Below are 23,886 nucleotides of genomic sequence, written 5' to 3' on the forward strand. Positions count from 1 at the left end.
TAAAAAAAACTGATAGGAAAAAGTATGGCTAAATTTATATTTGTAACAGGTGGAGTTTTAAGCTCACTTGGTAAAGGAATTGCAGCAGCTAGCATTGCAAGTTTATTAAAACAAAGTGGATTAAAGGTAAGTATTTTAAAGGCTGACCCTTATATAAATATTGACCCAGGAACTATGAGCCCACTTGAACACGGAGAAGTTTTTGTTACAAAAGATGGTGCAGAAACTGACCTTGATTTAGGACATTATGAAAGATTTTTAGATGAAGATTTAACTCATCTTAATAACTTTACTACAGGAAAAGTATATCAAAGCGTAATTGAAAAAGAACGCCGTGGAGAATATCTAGGTAAAACTATTCAAGTAATTCCACACATTGTAGGCGAAATTGCTAGTAGAATGGAAGCAGCAGCTTTAAATCAAGATGTTTTAGTAGTAGAAATCGGTGGAACGGTTGGAGATATTGAAGGCTTACCATTCCTTGAAGCAATTCGTTCTTTAGGACTTAAATACGGAAAAAATAATGTATTTTACGCACATTTAACTCTTGTTCCTTTTATAAAAGTAGCAGGAGAATTAAAAACTAAACCAACCCAACATTCAGTTGGAGAATTAAGAAGAATAGGTATTAGTCCTGATATGATAATAGCTCGTAGTGAAATCCCACTAGGCGATGAAATAAAAGAAAAAATTGCAAAGAGTTGTGGTGTAGAAATTGATTGTGTAATAGAAAGTATTGATGCAAAAAGCATATATCAAATTCCACTTAAATTTTTAGAGCAAAATATACTTTTACCTATTGCAAAACATTTAAATCTAAAGCTAAAAACTCCTAATTTAAAAGAGTATGAAGCATTAACAGAAAAAATAATTAATCCAAGCAAAAAAGTTAAAATTGCTTTCGTAGGAAAATATATAGATTTAAAAGAAAGTTATAAATCTTTAACAGAAGCACTAATTCACGCAGGTGCAAATCTTGATACAAAAGTAGAAATTAATTGGATAGATAGCGAAGAATTAAAAGATGAAAATGATTTAGCTGGAAATGATGGAATACTTGTAGCTGGTGGATTTGGACAGCGTGGTGTTGAAGGTAAAATAAAGGCTATTAAATACGCTCGTGAAAATAATATCCCATTTTTAGGAATTTGTCTTGGAATGCAGCTTAGTTTAATTGAATTTGCTAGAAATGTTATAAAACTTGATGATGCTAACTCAACTGAATTTGATGAGAATACTAAAAATCCTATTGTTTATTTAATTGATGAATTTATTAATCAATCAGGTTCAAAAGAAATCAGAACAATAAAAACTCCATTAGGTGGGACTTTAAGACTTGGCGAATATGTTTGCAATATAAAAGAAGGCACACTTTTAAGTAAGTTATATAATTCTAAAGTAGCTTATGAAAGACATCGCCATCGCTATGAAGCTAACTCAAAATATCGTGATTTATACGAGCAAAATGGACTTATTATTAGTGGAGAATCAAATGGACTTATTGAAGCTATTGAAAATACAAATAATGATTTCTTCGTAGCCGTTCAATATCATCCTGAATTTACTTCAAGGCTAACTAAAGCAAATCCTGTCATCTTAGGCTTTATTAGACAATGCTTGCACTAAATAAAACTAAAATTAAGCAGGTTTTAGAAGATAGATTTAAAAACGATTTTCATAAAAGCCTTAGCACTATTCCAAAACCTCATACCTTTAAGGATATGAATAAAGCAGCAATTAGAATAGCTAAGGCAATAAAAAATAAAGAAAAAATAGCAGTAGTAGGAGATTATGATGTAGATGGCATAGTATCTTCTACTATTATGAGTGAATTTTTTGCTAATTTAGGTGTAGAAATAATTGTTAAAATTCCAAATCGTTTTAGCGATGGATACGGAATTAGCGAAGATATAGTGAGTAATTTAGACGCTAGTTTAATAATCACGGTTGATAATGGAATAGTAGCTTATGAAGCTGCAAATAAATGTAAAGAATTAGGTATAGATTTAATAATAAGCGATCATCACACCCCAGGAGATACTTTACCAAATGCTTATGCTGTAATTAATCCAAAAAGAGATGATTGTGAGTTTTCTAAGCATATTAATTGTGAGATTTGCGGGGCGCAAGTAGCTTGGTGGCTATGTGGGGCTATTAAAAAAGAATTAGATATAGAATACAATATGGCTAGTTTTTTAGATTTATTGTGTATTGCAATTGTTGCTGATATGATGAATTTAAATGATTTAAATCATATATTAGTTCGCTATGGCTTAAAAGAGTTAAATAAATTAAATCGTCCTGCTTTTGTAGTTTTAAAAGAAAAATATAAAAAGAAATTCTTTGATTATGAGAGTATTCCATTTTTAATAGCACCATTATTAAATGCTAGTGGAAGAATGGATGATGCTAGTATTTCTTATAAATTTTTAAGAGCAAAAAGTCTTAATGAAGCTAAGAATTTATTAGAAATAATAGAAAAATTAAACCAAGATAGAAAAGAACAAGAAAAGCAAAGTTTTTTAGAAAGTATAGAATTTGCAAACGAAAATGATAAAGTAATCATAGCTTATTCTAAGAATTGGCATAAGGGTATTTTAGGCATAGTTGCAGGTCGTTTAGCTAAACAATTTAATAAACCTAGTTTTGTTTTTAATATTGAAGATGACTTAGCAAAAGGAAGTGCTAGAAGCGTAGCAGAGCTTGATATTTTAGAGCTTTTATCAAATGTTAGCGATATTTTGACTAATTACGGCGGACATAAAGGAGCTGCTGGACTTGCTTTAAAGGTTGAACATTTAAAAGAATTTAAAACAAGGCTAAATAATTTAGAACTTAATTATAATGATATTGATTTTTGTGATACTACTAATACTTTAGGCGAGTTAGAATTTAGCGAAATTGATATGGAATTATTAGATATTTTAAGTGATTTTGAGCCTTTTGGGCAAGGTAATGAAAAGCCATTTTTTATAAGTAAAGGCGTAATTATTAAAAATCTAGTTTTATTAAACGAAAAGCACTTAAAATGCACTTTTACTCAAAATAATTTAACTTTTGAAGCGATTTGTTTTAATTGTGATTTTATCCCATTTGAAAATGAATGCGTCAATATTCATTATAGTTTGCAAAAAAATTATTTCAAACCTAGCCCTACAATTCAGCTAAATATTTCTAATATTTATATTTAATATTTTAGAATAACTCAATTTTATTTTATTGTTTTAAAAAAAGGTTTAAAATGAAAAAATCAATAATTTTAATAAATATATTATTTTTACCAGCTTTTGCTGATGGTTTTATAAACTTACCAAAAGGAGAAGATATTAGTAATATTAATGCTGATATTACAGGAACTAGTGAAGCTTTAAATAAGTCTAGAGCTTTAACAATTAATAATAATTTAAATATAACATTGAAAAATAATGCAAAAAATAATGCAATTGTTTATACCCCAATTACTTTTAATAATGCTACATTTGTAACAAATAGTTTCTTAAATAAAGATTATCACTTACATTTTTATGACAAAATAACTTTAAATAGTGGTAATTTTATAGATTATGGTTCTACTTTTATTGGAAAAGGTGGAATAATTATTAGTCCTTTTCAAGATATTGATAACGAATATGCTATTGAATTACAAGGTGGAAAAGCAAAATTATATAATTCATATTTAGAAAATGGTCAAGCAACTCCAGGTGGTTATGGAGGATATAAAGCAGCTTCGGCTATTAATATTAAAAAAGGAGAATTGCATTTAATTAGTAGTACTATTAAGGCTAATAAACAAGGAGATAGTTTTTCTGCTCCACTTACTAGTGTTACTTTTGATATGATAAGTCAAAAATTACTCTTACTTCAACAAATATAATCAGCAATTCTAGTGCAGGTGCAATTTCATCAAATGATGAAGTTATAATTGATGATACTATTTTTGATACGGAATGGGCTAATATTTCTAATAAACCAATTAATAATGGAACACATATTATAGGGACAATTAATTCAAAAAATTTAACAATTAAAGGAATTACTAATAAAGATTTTATAGCCTTAAATAATATAAATTTATTAAAAAATACTTATAATGATCCAAATACTAAAAATGATACACCTTTTAAAACTTGGATATATACTACTGCTTCAAATATTGAAAATAGTGAAAATATTAATATAGATAAAGTTTATTTAATAGGTAATTTATCTTCAAATATAAAAGCTTTAGGAAATAAGAAATTTGATATAAATAATTCTTTTATTACAGGTAATATTATAAATGGTAAAGAAATTGATATATTAAATTCTAAAGGTGTTACAGATATTAAAATAAATAATTCTTTAATAGGTGGAAAAGTTACTAATGAGTATGGTGGTATATATACTACTAAGTCATATTTGAATAATTATTTAGAAGCAAAAGGTTTAAATAATAATTTAACTGATTTTGATTCATCAGTATTTAAAAATGGTTTTAAAGCTAAAGATATCAATTTAACTAATTCAACTTTGTTAAATTCTATAAATAATTATGAAGGTAATTCATTTGTTTTAAATGGAGCTAAATTAGGTGAAAAATATGATAATAAGGCAAATGTAATTATTAATAATGGTTATTTAAAAGCTACAAATTCTTTAATAAATATGGGTATTAAAAGTTCAAATAATATTAATATTGAATTAGTAGGGACTACTTTAATAGGTAATACTTATGATTTAAATAATAATAAAAAAATTATTAATAATCTTACAGCTAATAATTCAAGAATATTAGGTGCATTTAGTGTAAATAATTTAAATGTTAGTAATTCTACTTTTTATTTAAGTAACAATAATTATGATGGAGCAATTATTTCAAAAATTAGTACAAGTGGGATTGATAATAATTTTGGTATCTTAACAGCTTTAACTAAAGATAGTAATGGAACTTATAAAGTTAATAATTTAAATTCTAATTTACCTTTAGCTATTTTAAAAGTTGGAAATGGTAATGCGAATATTAATAGCTTTATTAAAGATTTGAAATTTTATTCAGGTATTAGTGAATTTGCTTTAGCTAATAGTTATTTGAGTAAAAAGGAAATAATAAATGGTAATGATAGATATTTAGTATATGCTTTAACAAATAATAAAAATATGAATTTTGATGATTTAGAATTTAATTCAAAGAAATTAGATATATCAGCTATTAATAATTTAATTACTGATACATCTAAAATTAATGAATATGCAGATATTAAAGATACTATAAAAACTAGTGTAGAAGCTAATCAATTATCAAATGAAACAACTAATAAAGATAAAAGTCAAAATAATATTGGAATTTTAGTAGCTAATTTTGATAATAAAAGCATTCCTTGGATAGATTTAAAACCTGCAAATCCTATTAAACCAACAACCCCGCCAAATATTGAAGATACTAAACCAAGTGAGCCAGAAATAAAACCTGATATTAAGCCAGAAGTTACACCAGAAACTCCTATAAATCCTAATGAAAATATTAAACCTAATCCTAACGAAGAAGCAAAACCTGAAATCAAACCAAACATTCCTTGGATAGATTTAAAACCTGTAAATCCTATTAAACCAAGTGAGCCTAAGACTGATGAAGAAAAATTTGAAATAGCATTAGAAGAACAAAAAGAAGCTATCAAATTAATGGTAACAGGTAAAAATGAAAAAGCTTTAGAATCAGCTAAATTAATGACTTCGCAATTTTATTTTTCTCAAGTGTTTGAATATAATAATCTTAATAAGCGTTTAGGAGAATTAAGAAGTTTTACTAATAACAATGCAGGAATTTGGATTCGTGGATATATAAATAAAGGTAGTATAAAAAATACTTCTATAAAAGCCAATGAAATACAATTAGGTGCTGACAAAATCATAAATAATAATGATTTTGATACTTATGCAGGAATTATGCTAAATATCGGTAAAACAACCACTGATAATACTACTAATTCAAAAATTAATAATTATGGTTTTGGAGTGTATGTTAGTAATGTTTATAATAATGGATTTTTCTTAGATGCTACTTTTAAAACAAATCATTATAAAAGCGAGTTTAAAAACGATACATTTTTAGGCAATTCTACAAGTAAAGGAACAGGTATAATAGCAAGTGCTGAATTAGGTTATAGATTTGGTGATGAATTTTATTTAGAGCCTAGTTTAGAATTGATTGCAAATTATATCCCAAAGACTGATATTAAAGGTGAAAAAGTAATTCAATTTGGCAATTTATCTCAAGTATCAAATGTCAATATTACATCTTCTTCAAAAGTTTTAATGGTATCAAAAGCAGCAGTTTATACTGGAGTAGATATTAATAATACAATATTAAGAGCTGGAATTGGTGGAATATTTGATTTAACTAATAATCCTGATTTTTTAGTTAGTGATGGGATTAGTTCTTTTGCTTTTAGTGGAGCGAAGAAAGATAAAAGAGGTTTTGCAAGTATAGGACTTAATAAAAATATTAGTAAAAAATTAGGATTAAATATAGAAGCTGAAAAGACTTTTAGTGGGAATTTAAATATTGATTATAATATTAATGCAAGTATTAGATTTGAGTTTTAAACATTGAATTTTCTTATTTTAAATTCTAATTTATAGGATTTAAAATAAGGTTTTCAAATATTATTAGCTTTTAAGTAATTTTATAAAAATAAATATACTCACAAACTTAGTATAAATAATAAATTTATTAAAGAATTTAATATGACTTTGGTTATTCAAATATAGTTTTATTTCTTCCTGTTTGTTTAGCTTTATAAAGTCTATTATCAGCAGTTTCAAACGCTCCAAATTTAGAGTTTGTAACCAAACTAACACCTATACTAATAGTTAGTTTTATTTCGTGATTTTTAGCCTTAAAAGTATGATTTTGCACTTCGTTTCTAAGGTTTTCAAGTAAGCTAACACACTTATAAAAATCATATTCTTTAAAAATTAAAACAAATTCTTCTCCACCATAACGATAAGTTTTTGAATATTGTTTCAAAATACTTGCAAGACTTCTTAAAATAATATCTCCTACATCATGCCCGTAAGTATCATTAATCTTTTTAAAAAAATCTATATCAACTACAGCAATTACATCTTTATTTTTTACTTCAGTAGTATCATAAGCTCTTCTGTTATAAACATTAGTTAGTGAATCATAAAACGCTAGTTTATATCCTTGATAACCAATAGCAGCTAAGAATATAAATGAGCCTAATTCAAAATAACTTAAATTATAAAATTGAAGGCTATTGTAGAATATAAATTGAAAATAGGCTGCAATATATGCACCTTGCAAGAAACATTCAAAATTTTTAATTTTTCTAAGAATTACAACATAAATCATTAAAACTAAAAATAAGCAAAAAGAAAAATCTGAATAAGCATAAGTAAGATTTATAAAGTTTAAATTATGTAAATACGATATGAATTGGTAATCTTTAATAAATATACCAATTAAGATATAAAACAATACTACTAAATAAGCAGGAATTAATCTCTTTGTAGAAAGATAATCTTTTTTAAGCGTTAATAATATTGCAAATACAATCGGTGAAAATAGTGAAATATATGCGTGGGCTTGTTGAAAATCCATAAAAATAAATAATATCCTACTAGCTAAAAATAACAATGTTATAAAAGTGATATTTAGTTTTTTAAAATATATTGAACCTAAAAATACTAAAAGTTCAAAACCAAGTGTTGCCGCAGGAAGTGGATAGATTAATTCTAATAGAAGTGATTGCTTCATAATTTACCTTTATGTTTAGTTACTGATTATACTAATATATCGGTAATTAAATTTATATTTTAATATATTTTAAAGTTTAACCCTATTTATAAAATAGGGTTTGTGAATTTATAAAGAAAGTTCTTTTAAAAATTCATCTTTTAAATAAATTTTCATATCTTCAAAATTAATAATAATTTGATTTTTAAAATCCTTTGATAAGAATACAAAACCATTACTGCTAATATAGAATTTATCTAATTCTATATTTTTATCAAGATTTTTTGAATTAAAATACACCTTAAAAGTATCAAAATCTTTTATAATATCTTTTAATAAATATTCCTTTTTTGTGTTTTCGTTATATGTTTTTATTTCTATTTTTGAATTGGTTTTATTATCTATATTTTGTGAAGTTTGTTTCATATAAGATATGATATTGTTGATTTGAAAATAACTTGAGTAATTAGAATTTGATTTGTAGTTTTTAAAATCATCTTCCATTGATTTTTTGATTTCATTTAAAGCTTTTATATGTTGTTTATTGATTGCATCAAAACTTTTAAAAAAATCATCAAACGGGTCATAGAATTTATTTTCTAAAGCATCAATTCTTTGTTTTAGAATTTCATTTTCTTGTTTTAATTTTTCAATTTCACTGATTGAACTAGCATTTAATGCACCTATACAAAATAAAGAAATTAATATCTTTTTCATATTTTCTCCTTCAATAAAATTTATAAAATATTTTATATTTATATTTATAACAAAGTTTTAGAATAAAATTTTTGTTTAATGAATTTATTTTGTATGTAAATAATTTTAATTTTATTATAAGTTTAATGTTCCACGTGAAACATTAAAATAATCTAATGATAAAAAGTTTCACGTGAAACATTATTTTTTCTTTTCATTGATTATGATAAAAATCATTCCAATAATTCCACCAATGCAAACAATACCCATAAATAAATATTGAAATATATCTAATCCATTCATTTAATTGCTCCTAAAAATTCATTTTCTATATCATCATTAAAAAAATCATAATCTTGATTTTTATAAGTAAATTTTAATCTTGCAGAATGAAGACAAAGCCTACTTGCGCCACAAAGTTCTTTTATATTTGATATTTTCTTATCTAAAATATCTCTTGCTTGTGTGTTAGTAAGTCCATACAAATTATCCCCTGCGATTTTGTTTCCTACATAATGCAAATGCACTCTTAATTGATGTTGTCTTCCTGTTAGTGGAATTGCTTTTAAAAGTGTATATTTAGGATAATTTTTGATAACTATAAATTCAGATTGTGAAATCTTGCCATCTACACAAACTTGCATTTTATTTTTTAAATCATCATCATTTTTAAGTCTTGCACTAACACAAAAATCATTTTTAATATTACCACATACTAATGCTAAATATTCTTTGTGTATTTTTTGTTTTGAAAAAAGTTCTTTTAATTCTTTATTGGCAGTTTTTGTTTTAGCTACCATTATAAGACCACTTGTAGCAGCGTCAAGTCTATGAGCTACACTTGCATTTTCTCCATATTTTTGCCAAATTTCATCATTTAAAGAATACTCACAATTTCTTCCATTAGGATGTGATAAAACTCCGCTTGGTTTATTAAAAATTGCAAAATATTCATTTTCAAAAATTGGTTTTAAATTATTACTAACGCATTCATAAATTAGTAAATAATATTCTCCATAAATAATAGAATTCTTTTTACATATTTCAATATCAGTTAAATTTATTTCTTCTATATTTAAAGTATTTTCTAGCTTTTTACTAACATTATTTTTAAAAATAATAACACGATTTTTATCACAAAATCTTTGTGCTTTTTTTAAATCGTAATTTAAATTTTGCATAACTAATTGATAAGCTTTTTTATTTTCTGTAGTAAAAAATTTTTTATATAAATATCCCACTCTTTTTAACCTTTATTATATATCTACTTATTATAATACATTCTTTTTTAAAATTCACAAAGGAAAAATAATCAATCATGAAGGTAGTAAAAAGAACAGGTAGAGTAGAAGAATTAGACATATCTAAGATTAAAAAATATACAACTTTAGCAACTGAAGGGCTTGATAATGTAAGCCAAAGTGAGCTAGAAGTTGATGCTAAAATACAATTTAGAGATATGATAACTTCTGAAGAAATACAAAATACTTTAATAAAAACAGCAGTTGATAAAATAGATATAGATAGACCTAATTGGACTTTTGTAGCTGCGAGATTATTTTTATATGATTTATATCACAAAGTTAATCCACAAAAAGAATATGTGCATTTAAGAGAATATTTTGAGCGTGGAGAAAAAGCAGGAAGATTATTTTTAGGTCTTAAAGAAAAATATGACTTAGATGATTTAAATTCTTATATCAAACCTGAAAGAGATTTACAATTTACTTACTTAGGTATTAAAACCCTTTATGATAGATATTTAATTAAAGATAGCAAAGGTAATCCTATTGAATTACCACAACATATGTTTATGGCAATAGCTATGTTTTTAGCTCAAAACGAATTAAATAGGCAAGAATGGGCTAAGAAATTCTATGATTTAATAAGCAAATTTGAAGTTATGTGTGCAACTCCAACTTTAAGTAACGCAAGAACAACAAGACACCAATTAAGTTCGTGTTATATCGGCTCAACCCCTGATAATATAGAAGGTATTTTTGATTCTTATAAAGAAATGGCTTTATTATCTAAATTTGGTGGTGGAATAGGCTGGGATTGGAGTAAGGTTCGTGCTATGGGTGGTAGTATAGACGGACATAAAAATGCAGCTGGTGGAATTATTCCATTTTTAAAAATCACAAATGACATTGCTGTAGCGGTTGATCAATTAGGCACAAGAAAAGGTGCAATATCTGTTTATATTGAGCCTTGGCATATGGATGTTTGTGATTTTATTGACCTTAGAAAAAATAGCGGAGAAGAAAGAAGAAGAGCTCATGAATTATTCCCTGCTTTATGGATAAATGATTTATTTATGAAAAGAATTGCTGAAAATGGAAAATGGACTTTATTTGACCCATTTGATACTCCACAACTTTGTGATTTATACGGAAAAGAATTTGAATTAGAGTATGAAAGACTTGAAAAAGATGAAAATATAGTAAAAGAAGTAATGGATGCAAAAGAGCTTTGGAAAAAGATTTTAACAAATTATTTTGAAAGTGGAATGCCGTTTTTATGCTTTAAAGATAATGCTAATAAAGCTAATCCAAATTCTCATTCAGGTCTTATTAGAAGTTCTAATTTATGCACAGAAATTTTTCAAAATACAGACCCAAATCATTATAAAATAAAAGCTACTTTTGAAGATGGTAGTATAAAGATTTATGAAGAAAATGATATTTTAACTCTTGATAATTCACAAGTAAAAACTGCAAAAAAATTAAGTAGCCTTGATACTTTAAATGGTAAAAAAGTTTATATAGTAGAAAAAGAATATGATGAAGGAAGAACCGCAGTTTGTAATCTAGCTAGTATAAATTTAAGTAAAATTAATAGTATAGAAGATATTAAAAGAGTAGTTCCAATAGCAATTAGAATGCTTGATAATGTAATTGAACTTAATTTTTATCCACACGCAAAAGTAAAAAACACTAACCTTAAATCTCGTGCAATAGGTTTAGGTGTTATGGGTGAAGCACAAATGTTAGCAGAAAAGGGAATAATGTTTGGAACTAACAACCACTTTGAATTAATTGATAAAATTATGGAAAATATATCTTATGAAGCTATAAGTGCAAGTAGTGATTTAGCAGTTGAAAAAGGTGTATATCCTGAATATGAAGGAAGTAATTGGAGTAAGGGAATTTTCCCTATTGATGTCGCTAACGATAATGCAAAAATGCTAACACTAGGAGATAATTTATTTAATCAATCAAATTGTGATTGGAATAATTTAAGAAAGAAAGTTAGCAAACAAGGTATGAGAAATGGCTATTTAATGGCAATAGCTCCAACTTCTAGTATATCAATTCTAGTTGGAACTACTCAAACAATTGAACCTGTGTATAAAAGAAAATGGTTTGAACAAAACTTAAGTGGAATGATACCTAATGTCGTACCAAATCTAAGTCTTGATACCTGGCAATATTATGTTACAGCTTATGAGCTTGACCAAAGAGATTTAGTTCGTGCTGCTGCAATTCGCCAAAAATGGATAGACCAAGGACAAAGCTTAAATATATTTGTTAGTCTTGACAAAGCAAGTGGTGGGTATTTAAATAGTATTTATACATTAGCTCACTCACTAGGACTTAAATCTTGTTATTATCTAAGAAGTGAAAGTCCAGCAAGCGAACATCTAGATAATAAACCTGTCGATAGAAGCATTGAATGCGAAGGTTGTCAATGAAAATAAGTGTTTGCATTATCGCTAAAAATGAAGAAAAAAATTTAAAGCGTTGTTTAAATGCTTTAGCAGATTTTGATGAAATTGTGTTAGTAGATAATGAAAGTACTGATAACAGCGTTAGTATTGCAAAAGAATTTAAAAATGTAAAAGTTTTTAGCTCACCTTTTATAGGATTTGGCAAATTAAAACAATTTGCTGTAAATTTAGCTAGTAATGACTGGGTCTTTTGTATTGATGCTGATGAAGTAATAGATTTTAATAGTTTAGAGCTTTTAAAAAATCTTGATTTTAGCGATATTACAAAAATCTATGCAATAAATAGAAAAAATTATTATAAAAACGAATGGATAAAAACTTGTGGGTTTTATCCTGATTATATAGTTAGGATTTTTAATAAAACTCATACTAATTATGATGACGCTAATGTTCATGAAAATATTATCATTAAAAATAATTCACAATTAATAAAAACCAATATCCATCTTCACCATTTTGCTTTCAATTCAATTTATGATTTAATAACAAAATTACAAAGATATACAGAAATTTATGCACAAAATAATAAAAATAAAAAAACTAGTACTTTTAAAGCTATAAGCCACGGATTTTTTACATTTTTTAAATTCTATTTTTTAAAATTAGGAATAAAAGATGGTTTTAATGGATTTATAATAAGTTTATGCAATGCTTTAGGTTCTTTTTTTAAATATGCAAAATTAAAAGATGCAAAAATTCCAACTTGTTCTTTAATAATCACAACTTATAATGACAAAGTGGCACTAACAAGATGCCTTGAATATGTCTTTAAAATGACTACATTACCAGATGAAATAATTATAGCCGATGATGGTGGAGATAACTGGGATATAATTGAAAAGTTTAGTAAATATCCTGTTATATTAAAACATGCGTATCAAGAAGATTTAGGATTTAGATTAGCAAGATCTCGTAATAATGCTATAAAAATATCAAGTGGAGATTTTTTAGTTATTATTGATTCAGATATGCTTGTAGATAATGATTTTATAAAAAATTATAAAAATAATGCTGAAAAAGGGGTATTTTTACAAGGTAGTAGAATTTGTTTAAAGGAAAATATTTCAAAAGATATTAGAGAAGATAATATAGAATTAAATATAAGAACATTTAAAGCAAACAAAATTAATGTTCTATCAAAAATAATTAAGTACTTCTCAAAAATTGATAAAAGTATTTGTAAAAAATTAAAATCAATAGCACAAAAAACACCGAATGATAAAAAAATATACATAAAAGGTATTCGTGGTTGCAATATGGGTTTTTACAAAGAAGATGCTATTTCAATTAATGGATTTAATAATGATTTTGAAGGTTGGGGAAGAGAAGATAGTGAATTTGTAATAAGGTTCTTAAATAAGGGCTATAAATTAAAAAGACTAAAACATCAGGCAATAGCATATCATATATATCATAAAGAAAATGAAAGAAATTTAGAACAGAACCATAAAATTTATTTAAATACTTTATTAAATGATAAAAGTTATTGTGAAAACGGGTTAGAACAAATTTAGATTATTATAAAATATGTTCCACGTGAAACAAAATTAATTAAAATTTTTAAGTGTTATTAACTTAGGATAAAATACTATTTTTATTTAAGGAGTATAAAATGAAAAAAGTATTAATTTCAAGTATTTTGGCACTTAGTTTAAATTCTGCTGGGTTTTTAATGATAGATAAAGATAAAACTGCATATTTTACAATTAACGACCATAAAGATAAAGTTGAGTTTGTTAGCGGTATGAATATAATGCAAGATAATGTATGTTTTGCATGTAATGATACGATAACAAATAATATAGATTATGAGGCTTCAAAATCAATTGGGGTTAAATATGATAGTATTAGTATTGGCACAAGCGATGGTAATTTTAAGATTAGATATTTATCTGGAAACAATAAAGAAGAACTTAATTTAAATGAATTTTTTGCTCAAAGCTTAACTCATTTTGGAACTTTAGAAATATTAGAAGATGTAATATTTGCTAAGAATGATGTAACGAGTATAAGTTTTAGTTTAGTAGAAGACAATAAAGGTGCCCATCCTTTACATTTTAAAAAATATGCAATTTTAGATAAAACAGGTAAAATTATTTCATCAAACGAAGCTTTTAAAGATACAGATAAGTTAAAAGAAAAAATATCTAAAAAAATAAGAGATTTTCAAAATACAACTAAACATCCAGAAAAAGATAATAAATTTTTTAGTCCTTTAGAATTAAATAATTTTTATTTTGATAATTTAGGAATAGTATTTTCATATAGTCCTTATGAATTATTTTCATACGCTAGTGGATATATAAAAGTTCGTTTAACATATAAAGAAATAGAACCATTTTTAAAAGAAGAATTTAAAAAACTATTACAAGATAATAAAATAGTCTAGGAATTTAAAATAGGAATTAAGTTTCCTATTTTATACAATAATTATAAAAATTTTAATAATAAGATAAGTTTAATCAATTTGAAAGTAAAAATTATATATAATGATATATTTAATTAAATATATATGGAGAATAAATGACAGAATTATTAAAAAGAATTTCAGCACTTAACGATGAGACTAGAATAGCACTTACTGCTTTTTTAATCAAAAATGGACCTTTATGTGTTTGTGATATGTGCAGGTCGTTTGATATGAGTCAATCAAGAATCTCAAGGCATTTAAAAATATTAAAAGAAGCTAATTTGTTAAAAGTAAAAAGAGTTGGAACTTGGGCTTATTATGAAAGTAATATGGATGAAGAATTAAATAAGCTTATACAAAGTTTAGATATACCAACTCCAGAATTTATTCAAGAAGAAGGATAAGTTATAAACTTATCCATATCTATATATTACACCAAAACTTGCATTAGGAACTTTCCATTGTTTTAGTAATTTTCCGCAGTTATTTGCACTTGCCATTGTACTTGTTATTTCATTTTTTTGGTTTGCATATATGCAAGATACCATTTTACAAGTTCCACATTCAAGGCAACCAGCATAATCAAATTTTAGAACATCTTCTTCTAATTTATATAAATTTGCAGGACAAATATCGCATAATGCTTTTGCCAATGAGCTATCTATATCATTTATTATGATATGAGCATTTTCTTCATCAATATTAAATTTATTTAATCCTAATTTTTCATCAATATTCATAATACTTTGCTTCCTTTCCATATATCTTTGATTAAATTGATAACCCCGATTGATTTTATAAGCCTTATAACTTTTGCTTTTATAGGTTCGCTTTTGCCATCTATTTTAAATAGACTTTTCATTAAAATATTTAATTCTTTTGGATAGTCATTAAACATTCTTTCGTTATTCTCTAAGAATTCTCCTATTTGATTAAATTGTTTGAAATCTAAAAAAGATCCTTCTTTTTCTAAGTTAGCTTTATAAGTTTCTAAAGCATTTTTATTATCATTAATGGCTGCTGATATAGCAAGAGCAGCATTTTTTGCTGACATAATTGCTAAATCCATTCCACGTACGGTGTAGCCAAGATTCATACAAAAACCAGCAGCATCTCCTACTACCAAAACACCATTGGCTCCTAATTTGCTCATCGCATTAAATCCACCTTCAGGAACTAATTTTGCACTATATTCTAAAGTTTTTCCATCTTTAATAAGTGGAGCAATGCTTGGGTGATTTTTAAAATCTTCAAATATTTCATAGCTTTTTTTATTCATATTTCTTCCAAGTCCTATAACACAACCAAGAGAAATAGTATTTTCATTAGTGTATAAAAATCCACCACCCATTAAATAATCACTAGCTTTTCCTGCGTAAAGTGCTGCTAATCCTTCTTTATCATTTAAAGCAAATCTTGAGCTAACAGGAAGCTCAATCACTTCTTTTATTCCTAATGCATAGTTTTTGCCTATAAAACTATTGTTGCCATCATTACTTGCATGTAAATCAATGCTTTGTGAAAGAAGAGAATTTAATCCTTCAGCTAAAACTACATATTTTGCATTCATTTCATCTTCACCAGCTTTAACACCTATTACGCTCTCATTGTTCCTTAATGTTCTATTTAATGAACTTGATTTAGTTATTTCGCCATTTTCTAACCTAATTAACAAATCATCTACTAAAACATTGCTAGCAATCATAACTCCTAATTCTTCGCATTTATTAGAAAGATAATTTAAAAATTTATTTTGCAACACACTATAAGAGTTTGAAAATTTATCATCGCTAAGTATAGTTCTACTTTCTATCATAAAAGTACTTTCGTCATCCATAAAGCCTAATTTTTCACAAATAATAGCTCTTTCACAAGCAGTGTCAAAATCTTCTAATCCTTTAATGTCTCTTAGTGTATGAGCATAAAGCCTTCCGCCAGAAACATTTTTAGTCCCTATATCTGCACGTTCAAATAAAACTACGCTTAATTCTTTTTGGGCTAGTATATAAGCACAAATAAGCCCACTTATACCACCACCCACTACAATCACATCAAATTCTTCCATAAACTTCTCCTAAAATATTTTTACAAACTTTACCTATGTGGTTGTAAGGTAAATTTTTTACAAAAACAATATCTCTAATTCTTTTGAAACTTGTAAGAGTATTGTTAATTTTTAATATGTCTTTTTTTAAGCTTTTTAAGTTCTCATCTAAGATAGCACTCATTAAATCTTTTGAATCTTGTTTGTAACTAATACCTTCATTATTATTTAGTTCAACAATAGCAATAATTAAATCACAGCTAATGTCATCACATGCAGCTATAATACAAGCGTTTTTAATAGCCTCATGTTCACATAGTTTATTTTCTAATTCAATAGCGCTTACATTTTCTCCATTTATTTTAATTAAATCTTTGTTTCTTGAATAAAAATAAAAGAAACCTTCTTCATCATAAAAGCCTAAATCTTTAGTTAGAAAATAACCATCGCAAAAAGCTTCATTATTAGCTTTTTCATCTTCATAATAACCTGCAAAAATTTCTTTACCCATTCTTGCTTTTATACAAATTTCACCTATTTCATTAGCTTTTAATGGTATTAGTTTGTTATCTTTTTTATTTGCAATAATTACATCTACACCAAAATAAACCTTACCTAAACTTCCGAATTTAAATTCTTCATAGTGATTATCTCCAATAATACCAACTATGCTTTCACTAAGTCCATAGCTAGTAAAGAGATCAGTTTTAAATCTAGCTTTAAATTCAAGATATTTTTTATTGCTCATATTTAGAAAATATAATAAAAATCTTAGGTTGTGCTTATCTTCTCTAAAAAATGGTTTTTGTAATTTTATTATTTCTATCATTTTTGGAACAACTTCACTAACATTTGCTTTAAAAAATACCAATTGTTGCCAAAATCTTCTAGCAGAAAATCTATTGAGTAAAATAAATCTAGTATTGGCTCTAAGACTTGGCATAAATGCAGTTGTGAGTAAATCTATATGCCAATTTGGCATAGAAGTAGCAAAAATATCTTGACACCTTAAACCTATTTGAGCTGAAGTAAAATGACTTGCATAAAGTAAATTATAGTGAGTCAATTTGCAGCCTTTTGGTTTGCTTGTAGTCCCTGAAGTAAATAATATTATTGCTAAATCATCACAATTTATAATATTTGTTTCAAATTCTTTTGATTTATTTTTGATATTTTCTAATAATTTTTCTTTAATTATTGTATTAATATTAAATTTAAAATTTTTTTGAAATTCCTTTTCTAATATAATATATTGTAGCTTAGTTTTATCTATTACATATTTTGCATCATCATATGCAAATAAAGCATTTATAGGAACTAAAACTAAGCCTAGCTTAAAGCTAGCAAAAAAGATAATTGCAAACTCAAAAGAGTTATAAATCATAAGCCCTAGTTTATCTCCTTGTTTTAACCCTAGTTCTTTAAAATAATTAGCACACTGGTTTGCTAAAGCATTTAATTGTTTATAATTCACTGCTTTTATAAAATCTCCAACTTGAAAATAACCATTAACTAATTTTGCATTATTGATAAAATACTCATCAAAATTTTCATAATTATCAAGATAAGCATTTTCATAGTTAGCCTCACATTTATCATAAACAAAACAAAGGCTTTTTAAAGAAGATGCTAAAGTAGAATCATCTACTTTAGCATTTTTTGCTTTTAGCTCTAAAAAATGAGCTAAGTTTTTTTCGCTTACTATTTGCATTTTTATTTACCGCAATTAATAATCTTTTCTTCTGCTAGTTTATTAATTTTTTCTTTACTAACACCAATACTACTTAAAATATCTTTTGTATCTTTTCCATAACTAGGCATTGATCTCCATACTTTACAAGGATTATTTTTAAATCTTGGCATAATATTTGGACCTTTAATAGTTTTTCCTGTTTCGTTTTCCCAAGTGATAATGCTATTTCTTGCAATATATTGAGAATTACTTTCTAATTCACTAACTTCAAGAACTTTTGCGCCTGCAATTTTTTTACTCTTTAAATAATCAAGCGCATCTTTTACATTTAATTTGCCAAAATATTCATCAAGTTTTTCTTCAAATAAAGTAGCTTTACTAGTTTTTCTTGATATTAGCTGAATACCTTCTGGATATTCTTCAGTGCCTATTAATTCTCCTATACCTAAATCTTTAAAAATTTCACTTACTTGATATCCACCAACTACTTCAAATACAATATAACCATCAGCACATTTATATAATCCGCAACCTGCATAAAGTGGATCTTTTCCTTTAATCATTCTAGGACACATTTCTCCTCCATTAAAGTAATCCATCATATAATATTGCCCAACCCTAAACATTACTTCATACATACAAACATCTATGCTTTCTCCAACGCCTGTTGCTTTTGCTTTATGTAAAGCCGCTAAACAAGATGCTGCTGCTGTAAGACCTACCATATAATCAGCCGTGTAAGGGAATGCTGGCATTGGTTGGTTGATGTCTCCATTTTGTATTAGGTATCCTGAAAATGCTTGAGCTATTGTGTTATAAGCTGCTAAATTTGTGTGATAATCATCACCAAATTGACCAAAACCACTTAAATGTGCAATTACTAAATCTTTTTTGTAAGACCATAAAACTTCATCTGTTATACCTTTATTAGCAAATGCAGGGCCTTTGCTAGCTTCAATAAAAATATCAGCTGTTTTTATTAAATCATAAAAAATTTCTTTACCTTCTTCGCTAAAAATATTAAGACTTAAAGCATATAAATTTCTTCTACTAAGTTCAGGATAATTTGGTTGAACCCTAATAGTATCAGTGTATTTGCTATGTTCAATCCAAATAACTTCAGCTCCCCATTCTGCTAAAGTTTGTGCTGCAAATGGCCCAGCTATTTCAATAGCTGAGAAAACTACTCTTACTCCACTTAATGGACCAAATTTAGGTGTATTCATTTTAAACTCCTTTATCTATATTGTTTTAATATTGCACGACCAAGTGTAAGGATTTGCATTTCATCACTACCACCACTTAATCTATCTATTCTTAAATCTCTCCAAAATCTTCCTACCCTATGACCTGTAACACCAATTCCACCAAGAATTTGTACAGCTGTATCAATTACGCTAAATGCTTCATTAGCACAATAATATTTACACATTGCACTATCTCCTGAATTAGCAATTCCCTCATCCATTTTCCAAGCACATTCATAAATCATATTTTTCATAGAATTAAGTTTCATTGCCATGAAAGCTACTTTTTCTTGAATTAATTGAGTTCTCCCGATAGCTTCACCAAATTGAACTCTAACATTAGCATATTTGCAAGCATCTTCAAAAGCACATAAAGCTACGCCGTAATTTGTGCAAGCAACTAAAAATCTTTCAGCATCAAATTCTTCTTTAACTCTATTAAACCCTTCTCCTTCTTTTCCAAAGAAGTCTTTTTCTTCAAGTTCTACATTGTTAAATGTAATTTCACAACAACTATCCATTCTAAGACCTAGTTTATCAAGTGGAGTCACTTTGATACCAGTCTTGCTCATATCAACAAAAAATTCAGAATAAATAGGCTTTTCACTTGATCCATCTCTTGCCATTACTATTAAATAAGGAGTATGTAATGAACTTGTAATAAAGCATTTTTGTCCGTTTAAATAAATTTTGCCATCTTTTCTTATATAAGTTGTTTTAAGACTTCCAACATCGCTTCCTGCCATAGGTTCTGTAATAGCACTATTAAACATTTGCTTGCCTGTTCCACGGAATGCAAATATTTTATCAATTTGTTCTTGTGTTCCATATCTTAAGATAGTACCAAATCCTGGAAGTTGATATAATACATAAGTAGGTGCTCCATGACGACCTAATTCTTCCCAAATAGCTGTTAGTGTTACCATACTTGCACCCATTCCACCATGTTCTTCATCTAAAAGCATGGTATCAACTCCAAGTTCTGCTAACCCTTTAACCCATTCAATAGGATATTCATGTTTTTCATCACACTCTGCAAAATAGCTTTCCCAGTTTCTACTAGTCATATATTCTTTAATGCCTGCTACGAATAATTCTTGCTCTTCGTTTAATCTAAAATCCATAATTTTCTCCTTTAATAATTTTTTAAAACCAATTCATTTTTTTAGCATCTTTTAAGAATGCATAAATGATTAAAATATTTACGAAAAATAAAGGGCAACCCCCAACTATAATTGCTGTTTGTATAGGTTTTAATCCTCCTAATGCAAGCAACGTAACACCTACAACTCCTACTAAAATACTCCAACCTATTCTTATAAATAGAGGTGGTTCTTCATCTTCTTTTACACCTTTGCAAGTACTCATTGCTAGAGTATATGCACATCCGTTGATTAAAGTAATAGTTGCAATGAATGCAAAAATAAAGAAGCCAAAAATACAAACAGTAGGCATAGGAAGTGTTGCCCAAGTTTCAATTACAGCCCTAAAAGCTCCAGATTTTTCAATAACTGCAGGGATATCAAGGCCTTTTATTACCATTAAATGCATTGTGTTTCCACCTAAAATACCCCACATAATCCAAGTTGAAGCACTAATTCCAGCAACAATTCCTATACAAAGTTGTCCTATTGTTCTACCTTTACTAATACGAGCTAAGAAAATACTCATTGAAATTCCATAAACTATATACCAACACCAATAAAACACTGTCCAAGCTTGTGGGAAACCATTGCTACGAATACCATCTGTGTAAAATATCATTTTTGCAAAGTTTGTAATAAATATACCAATACTATCGGTAAAATAATTAAGCATAAATGTAGTAGAGCCTAATATAAACACATATCCAAGCATAATAATCATCAAATATGTTCTAATATCGCTAGCAATTTTAATACCTTTAGAAATACCAAGAGCCACACAAATAGCATTAAATACTACCCAGCATGAAACTATTGTTGCATCTAGCATTAAAGTGTGTTCTATTCCAAATAACCATTGCATACATTCAGTTACAATAGGGGTTGCAAGACCTAGTGAAGTTCCCATTGCTAGAATTAAGCAAACTACATAAACATTATCAATTATAGTTCCTAGCCAACCATTAGCTAATTTTTCTCCTATTGCTGGTGCTAATGTTCCTGATGGGCGAATAGTATCCATTTTTTTAACAAACATAAAATAACCAAATGCAATTGTTAAAAGTGCATAAGAAGCCCAAGGCAAAGGCCCCCAATGAAACATAGAATATGGAAGCCCCATATCCATAGCTTCATAACTCATTTTTTCGTATCCAAATGGCATAGAAATAGAGTAGTAATAAACCTCTAAAACAGCCCAATAAATAATAGCTGCACTAGTGCAACTTGCAAACATCATAAATATCCAAGATATAGTGCTGTATTCAGGATCGCCATCTCCTAACTTTCTTTTACTTAAAGGTCCAAACACTAGCCAAAAAAATCCAGCCAACATTGCTACCATATACCATTCAAATAAAAAACCAAACTTTTGAGTAACAAAATCAAAGGTTTTATTTATAGTTGCATTAGCAGCATCTAAATCACTTATAACCCACCAACCTAAAAGAATCACTACAAAAAGTGATGGAAAAAATACTTTAGGTTCTATTCCTCTTTTTTCTACCATGATTATTTTCCTTGCCAAACAGGTTCACGCTTTTCAATAAAGGCTTTAGGTCCTTCAATTCCATCAGCTGTTTTTTCTATAAAACGATATGCTATATCACAATATGCATTTGCATCTTCAAGGCTCATTTGTTTTGCTCTATGAAAAATCATTTTTGAAAATTCAAGCGATAATGGAGCATTTTTTGTAATTGTTTTAGCTAATTCTAAAACTTCATTCATGAGCTCATCTTGTGGAACTATCTTGTTAATAAGATTATATTTTAAAGCTTCGTCGGCTTTAATTACACGACCTGTTAGCATCATTTCCATTGCAAGTTTTGTAGGGATATCTCTTGCAAGTCTTACAAGACCACCAGTTGATGCAATAAGTCCAACTTTAACTTCGGTTAAGCCAAATTTAGCATTTTCTGATGCAATTATTAAATCACAACTCATAGCTATTTCCATGCCACCACCTACTGCAAAGCCATTTACAGCAGCTATAATTGGCTTTTTGCTAAGGCGATTTGTAATACCTCCAAAGCCATGTGGTGTAACTGTAGCACACTCGCCACTTCCACTAAGTTCACTTAAATCTTCTCCAGCACAAAAGGCTTTTGAACCAGCACCTGTTATTATGATAACTCTTACATCTTTATCAAGCTCTGCATGATTTAAAACATCTTCCATAGCATAACTTGTTTCGTGATTTAGTGCATTTGCTTTATTTTCACGATTAATTTTCATAATTAAAATTCCATCGTTTAATTCACACTTTAAACCTTCATTTTCAAAATAAACCATAAATACTCCTTTAAATTAATACTTTTGATAAGTTATTTAAAACTTCTTTTAAGTCACCAACAATTCCTAAATCTGCAGATTCAAAGAATGGTGCTTTGTCATCTTTGTTAATAACTACAATTTTTTTAGAATTTACACAACCTACTAAATGTTGAACTTGTCCACTAATACCTATAGCAATATATAAATCAGGTGCAATAATGTTTGCACTAATACCTATATAGCGAGATTTGTCTATCCATTTTTCAGTTTCTGCAATAGGTCTTGAGCATGCAATTTGCGCGCCTAATTTTTCAGCTAATTTATATGCTAAATTTAAATCTTCTTTTTGAGCAAAGCCACGACCAACTGCAACAATAATTTTTGCCTTGCTTAAATCTACATCGTTATTTACTTTTTTATTAACACTTAAAACTTTTACTTTATTAGCCGATATTTCTTTCGTTGTAGTATTTACATCTTTCAAAGCTATTTCATTTTCATTTGCCGCGTAGTTTGTGCTTAAAGAGATTATTTTTTCATTTCCTGTAAGTTCACTTGTTCTAATAGCAGCACCACCATAAACAATATTAGTAGTTTTTACCCCATTGCTTAAATCTATAGTTGATACATCACTAACAATAGGAGCGTCTAAATATCCTGCAACTAAAGCTGCTAAATCTTTATTAGCTGATGAGGTGATAAATAATACATCTTGATTTTTTAAATCTTCAGCAATGCTTTTTGCACAATCATTAATGCTAGCACCATTAGCAATATTAAACTTAATTTGATTTTCAGCAATGCTTTGTATATTTTCAGTGCAATAGTGAGTGTCAATAATACCTAAATTATTAATCTTTTTTAAGGTATCAATTTCGTTTGTAAATACATAAATTTTCATATCTTGCT

General features: G+C 27.3%; 19 protein-coding genes. 8 read left to right on the plus strand and 11 right to left on the minus strand.

Annotation, left to right across the window (positions count from 1 at the left end; translation table 11 throughout):
* Positions 1-24 precede the first annotated feature (24 nt).
* The 4 genes from AVBRAN12642_RS03690 to AVBRAN12642_RS03705 all read left to right on the plus strand — a co-directional run bounded on the left by AVBRAN12642_RS03690 (position 25) and on the right by AVBRAN12642_RS03705 (position 6,582).
* Positions 25-1,626 (plus strand): CTP synthase, encoded by a 1,602-nt coding sequence (locus AVBRAN12642_RS03690; protein ID WP_214116158.1) that lies wholly within the window; start codon positions 25-27, stop codon positions 1,624-1,626.
* On the plus strand, positions 1,614-3,191 hold the full coding sequence (gene recJ / locus AVBRAN12642_RS03695) for a single-stranded-DNA-specific exonuclease RecJ (protein WP_214116155.1): 1,578 nt from the start codon (positions 1,614-1,616) through the stop codon (positions 3,189-3,191). Before AVBRAN12642_RS03690 ends, recJ begins: the two co-directional genes overlap by 13 nt.
* Before the next feature lie 50 nt (positions 3,192-3,241).
* On the plus strand, positions 3,242-3,874 hold the full coding sequence (locus tag AVBRAN12642_RS03700) for a hypothetical protein (RefSeq protein WP_336607957.1): 633 nt from the start codon (positions 3,242-3,244) through the stop codon (positions 3,872-3,874).
* A gap of 524 nt (positions 3,875-4,398) precedes the next feature.
* On the plus strand, positions 4,399-6,582 hold the full coding sequence (locus tag AVBRAN12642_RS03705; protein ID WP_336607958.1) for an autotransporter outer membrane beta-barrel domain-containing protein: 2,184 nt from the start codon (positions 4,399-4,401) through the stop codon (positions 6,580-6,582).
* Positions 6,583-6,733: 151 nt separating this feature from the next.
* On the opposite strand, the gene AVBRAN12642_RS03710 is transcribed toward AVBRAN12642_RS03705, so the two are convergent.
* The 3 genes from AVBRAN12642_RS03710 to AVBRAN12642_RS03720 form a co-directional block, all read right to left on the minus strand.
* Complete coding sequence (locus AVBRAN12642_RS03710; protein ID WP_336607959.1) at positions 6,734-7,759, minus strand: GGDEF domain-containing protein; 1,026 nt, start codon at positions 7,757-7,759, stop codon at positions 6,734-6,736.
* 108 nt (positions 7,760-7,867) lie between these two features.
* Positions 7,868-8,455, minus strand: a complete 588-nt coding sequence (locus AVBRAN12642_RS03715) for a hypothetical protein (RefSeq protein WP_214116145.1) — start codon at positions 8,453-8,455, stop codon at positions 7,868-7,870.
* A 278-nt stretch (positions 8,456-8,733) separates the two neighbouring features.
* Positions 8,734-9,615: an RluA family pseudouridine synthase gene (locus tag AVBRAN12642_RS03720; RefSeq protein ID WP_442862356.1), complete on the minus strand. Its 882-nt coding sequence runs from the start codon at positions 9,613-9,615 to the stop codon at positions 8,734-8,736.
* Positions 9,616-9,752: 137 nt separating this feature from the next.
* Between AVBRAN12642_RS03720 and AVBRAN12642_RS03725 the strand changes: the two genes are divergently transcribed.
* The 4 genes from AVBRAN12642_RS03725 (at position 9,753) to AVBRAN12642_RS03740 (ending at position 14,978) form a co-directional block, all read left to right on the plus strand.
* On the plus strand, positions 9,753-12,128 hold the full coding sequence (locus tag AVBRAN12642_RS03725) for a ribonucleoside-diphosphate reductase subunit alpha (RefSeq protein ID WP_336607250.1): 2,376 nt from the start codon (positions 9,753-9,755) through the stop codon (positions 12,126-12,128).
* The gene (locus AVBRAN12642_RS03730; RefSeq protein ID WP_442862355.1) at positions 12,125-13,678 is read left to right on the plus strand and encodes a glycosyltransferase family 2 protein; all 1,554 of its coding nucleotides are present in this window, start codon (positions 12,125-12,127) and stop codon (positions 13,676-13,678) included. The genes AVBRAN12642_RS03725 and AVBRAN12642_RS03730 overlap by 4 nt, the downstream gene beginning before the upstream one ends.
* 98 nt (positions 13,679-13,776) lie before the next feature.
* Positions 13,777-14,553 carry an RsiV family protein gene (locus AVBRAN12642_RS03735; RefSeq protein ID WP_336607251.1) on the plus strand — a complete coding sequence of 259 codons (777 nt, stop codon included), beginning with the start codon at positions 13,777-13,779 and terminating at the stop codon, positions 14,551-14,553.
* Between the two features lie 134 nt (positions 14,554-14,687).
* Positions 14,688-14,978 (plus strand): ArsR/SmtB family transcription factor, encoded by a 291-nt coding sequence (locus AVBRAN12642_RS03740; protein WP_214116139.1) that lies wholly within the window; start codon positions 14,688-14,690, stop codon positions 14,976-14,978.
* A 9-nt stretch (positions 14,979-14,987) separates the two neighbouring features.
* Here AVBRAN12642_RS03740 and AVBRAN12642_RS03745 read toward each other — a convergent pair whose 3' ends face one another.
* Genes AVBRAN12642_RS03745 through AVBRAN12642_RS03780 form a run of 8 tightly spaced genes read right to left on the minus strand, consistent with a single transcriptional unit; the run spans position 14,988 to position 23,878 of the window.
* Positions 14,988-15,314 (minus strand): ferredoxin family protein, encoded by a 327-nt coding sequence (locus AVBRAN12642_RS03745; RefSeq protein ID WP_214116137.1) that lies wholly within the window; start codon positions 15,312-15,314, stop codon positions 14,988-14,990.
* Entirely contained in the window at positions 15,311-16,639 is a 1,329-nt protein-coding gene (locus tag AVBRAN12642_RS03750) for an FAD-dependent oxidoreductase (RefSeq protein WP_336607252.1), read from the minus strand. The genes AVBRAN12642_RS03745 and AVBRAN12642_RS03750 overlap by 4 nt, the downstream gene beginning before the upstream one ends.
* A complete protein-coding gene (locus AVBRAN12642_RS03755) occupies positions 16,626-18,329 on the minus strand; it encodes an AMP-binding protein (protein WP_336607253.1) in 1,704 nt (567 codons plus the stop codon). The genes AVBRAN12642_RS03750 and AVBRAN12642_RS03755 overlap by 14 nt, the downstream gene beginning before the upstream one ends.
* 2 nt (positions 18,330-18,331) lie before the next feature.
* Complete coding sequence (gene caiB, locus AVBRAN12642_RS03760) at positions 18,332-19,537, minus strand: L-carnitine CoA-transferase (protein ID WP_336607254.1); 1,206 nt, start codon at positions 19,535-19,537, stop codon at positions 18,332-18,334.
* Between the two features lie 11 nt (positions 19,538-19,548).
* Positions 19,549-20,682, minus strand: coding sequence for a crotonobetainyl-CoA dehydrogenase (caiA, locus tag AVBRAN12642_RS03765; protein WP_336607961.1), 1,134 nt, complete (start codon positions 20,680-20,682; stop codon positions 19,549-19,551).
* A 22-nt stretch (positions 20,683-20,704) separates the two neighbouring features.
* Positions 20,705-22,210 carry an L-carnitine/gamma-butyrobetaine antiporter gene (gene caiT / locus AVBRAN12642_RS03770; protein WP_336607962.1) on the minus strand — a complete coding sequence of 502 codons (1,506 nt, stop codon included), beginning with the start codon at positions 22,208-22,210 and terminating at the stop codon, positions 20,705-20,707.
* Between the two features lie 2 nt (positions 22,211-22,212).
* Entirely contained in the window at positions 22,213-22,995 is a 783-nt protein-coding gene (locus AVBRAN12642_RS03775) for an enoyl-CoA hydratase-related protein (protein WP_336607963.1), read from the minus strand.
* A gap of 10 nt (positions 22,996-23,005) precedes the next feature.
* Complete coding sequence (locus AVBRAN12642_RS03780; protein WP_214116113.1) at positions 23,006-23,878, minus strand: electron transfer flavoprotein subunit alpha/FixB family protein; 873 nt, start codon at positions 23,876-23,878, stop codon at positions 23,006-23,008.
* Positions 23,879-23,886: the final 8 nt, after the last annotated feature.

Source organism: Campylobacter sp. RM12642, assembly GCF_020137635.1.
In the GTDB taxonomy this organism is placed as follows: Bacteria; Campylobacterota; Campylobacteria; order Campylobacterales; family Campylobacteraceae; genus Campylobacter_E.

What these genes read in the sequence shown, in the direction of transcription:
- AVBRAN12642_RS03700 (WP_336607957.1), top strand. Translation starts at nt 3,242, where the DNA reads ATGAAAAAATCAATAATTTTAATAAATATATTATTTTTACCAGCTTTT.
- AVBRAN12642_RS03725 (WP_336607250.1), top strand. Translation starts at nt 9,753, where the DNA reads ATGAAGGTAGTAAAAAGAACAGGTAGAGTAGAAGAATTAGACATATCT.
- AVBRAN12642_RS03755 (WP_336607253.1), bottom strand. Translation starts at nt 18,329, where the DNA reads ATGCAAATAGTAAGCGAAAAAAACTTAGCTCATTTTTTAGAGCTAAAA.
- AVBRAN12642_RS03715 (WP_214116145.1), bottom strand. Translation starts at nt 8,455, where the DNA reads ATGAAAAAGATATTAATTTCTTTATTTTGTATAGGTGCATTAAATGCT.
- AVBRAN12642_RS03735 (WP_336607251.1), top strand. Translation starts at nt 13,777, where the DNA reads ATGAAAAAAGTATTAATTTCAAGTATTTTGGCACTTAGTTTAAATTCT.
- AVBRAN12642_RS03740 (WP_214116139.1), top strand. Translation starts at nt 14,688, where the DNA reads ATGACAGAATTATTAAAAAGAATTTCAGCACTTAACGATGAGACTAGA.
- AVBRAN12642_RS03720 (WP_442862356.1), bottom strand. Translation starts at nt 9,615, where the DNA reads ATGCAAAATTTAAATTACGATTTAAAAAAAGCACAAAGATTTTGTGAT.
- AVBRAN12642_RS03780 (WP_214116113.1), bottom strand. Translation starts at nt 23,878, where the DNA reads ATGAAAATTTATGTATTTACAAACGAAATTGATACCTTAAAAAAGATT.
- caiT (WP_336607962.1), bottom strand. Translation starts at nt 22,210, where the DNA reads ATGGTAGAAAAAAGAGGAATAGAACCTAAAGTATTTTTTCCATCACTT.
- AVBRAN12642_RS03690 (WP_214116158.1), top strand. Translation starts at nt 25, where the DNA reads ATGGCTAAATTTATATTTGTAACAGGTGGAGTTTTAAGCTCACTTGGT.
- recJ (WP_214116155.1), top strand. Translation starts at nt 1,614, where the DNA reads ATGCTTGCACTAAATAAAACTAAAATTAAGCAGGTTTTAGAAGATAGA.
- AVBRAN12642_RS03730 (WP_442862355.1), top strand. Translation starts at nt 12,125, where the DNA reads ATGAAAATAAGTGTTTGCATTATCGCTAAAAATGAAGAAAAAAATTTA.
- AVBRAN12642_RS03710 (WP_336607959.1), bottom strand. Translation starts at nt 7,759, where the DNA reads ATGAAGCAATCACTTCTATTAGAATTAATCTATCCACTTCCTGCGGCA.
- AVBRAN12642_RS03745 (WP_214116137.1), bottom strand. Translation starts at nt 15,314, where the DNA reads ATGAATATTGATGAAAAATTAGGATTAAATAAATTTAATATTGATGAA.
- AVBRAN12642_RS03775 (WP_336607963.1), bottom strand. Translation starts at nt 22,995, where the DNA reads ATGGTTTATTTTGAAAATGAAGGTTTAAAGTGTGAATTAAACGATGGA.
- caiA (WP_336607961.1), bottom strand. Translation starts at nt 20,682, where the DNA reads ATGGATTTTAGATTAAACGAAGAGCAAGAATTATTCGTAGCAGGCATT.
- AVBRAN12642_RS03750 (WP_336607252.1), bottom strand. Translation starts at nt 16,639, where the DNA reads ATGGAAGAATTTGATGTGATTGTAGTGGGTGGTGGTATAAGTGGGCTT.
- caiB (WP_336607254.1), bottom strand. Translation starts at nt 19,537, where the DNA reads ATGAATACACCTAAATTTGGTCCATTAAGTGGAGTAAGAGTAGTTTTC.